We start from the raw sequence: 857 nt of genomic DNA on the forward strand, positions 1-857 counted from the left end.
GGATCACCGTGATCGCGCTGCGGGTAGTGATCTGCCCTGCAGCAACGCCTCCAAGGTGCGCGGACACAACTGGCGCAACCCCTCGGCCACCAACAGGCGGGCATTGGTCGAGTACTCGGTGGTGCGGGTGGCCAAGGACGCCTCGGCCACGAAATTCTGCCGGATCACCTGCTCCGAGCCCGGCTTCACCCCGTACTTCTGGATACTGGCCAACTGCAGCGGATCAGTGATGTCCTTCTGCCGGTCCTGCAAATACGACAGCTCCAGCCCCTCGGCCAGCAACACCGCCTCAACGGCATCGAGCATCGAACGCAGCCGCCCCACCGTTCCCAACCGCTCCAACACCTCACCGGGGGACCCCGGCGCGGCCGCCAGCAACTCATCGGTCACGGCCGAGGCCAGGGGCTGGCACGCAATCTTGTAATCGATCCCGGCGTGCAGCACCCCGTCGATGCCCCAGTGGTCCCGAAAACCGCTGGGCAGGATCGGTAACCGGTGGACGTCATCCCCGGAATCGAAGATCTCTTTTCTGCCCATACCCCATCATCCAACCCCCACCGACACTATGACCCCGACCACAACCAGATGGGGAAAGCCGTGGGAGGTCGTTCTTCACGTGCCCTTCCGGCAGCGGAGGAAGTCTGGCTTCAGTGGTAGGTGGTGAGCGATGCGCAAGGCCAGTCGGCTGGATGTGACCTGAGACTTTTGGGGAAAACCCCACGGATGTCGGGGCCGCTAATAGTGTTCACTGCACCAAGATGCCACCAGGTCTCCTGCTGGTCGTGGCGGTTGCCGGCCAAGGACGCGGCAGGCCAAAGCCGTGGCCTTCCGGACGGTTCGGGCCCGCACGGCGCGGG

The 857-nt window shown here is 64.5% G+C and carries 1 protein-coding gene; it reads right to left on the reverse strand.

The features are described from left to right. Positions 1-3: 3 nt before the first annotated feature. The gene (locus tag JCM19049_RS15920) at positions 4-537 is read right to left on the reverse strand and encodes a hypothetical protein (protein WP_054822037.1); all 534 of its coding nucleotides are present in this window, start codon (positions 535-537) and stop codon (positions 4-6) included. Positions 538-857 lie beyond the last annotated feature (320 nt).

The organism is Arthrobacter sp. JCM 19049, from assembly GCF_001310435.1.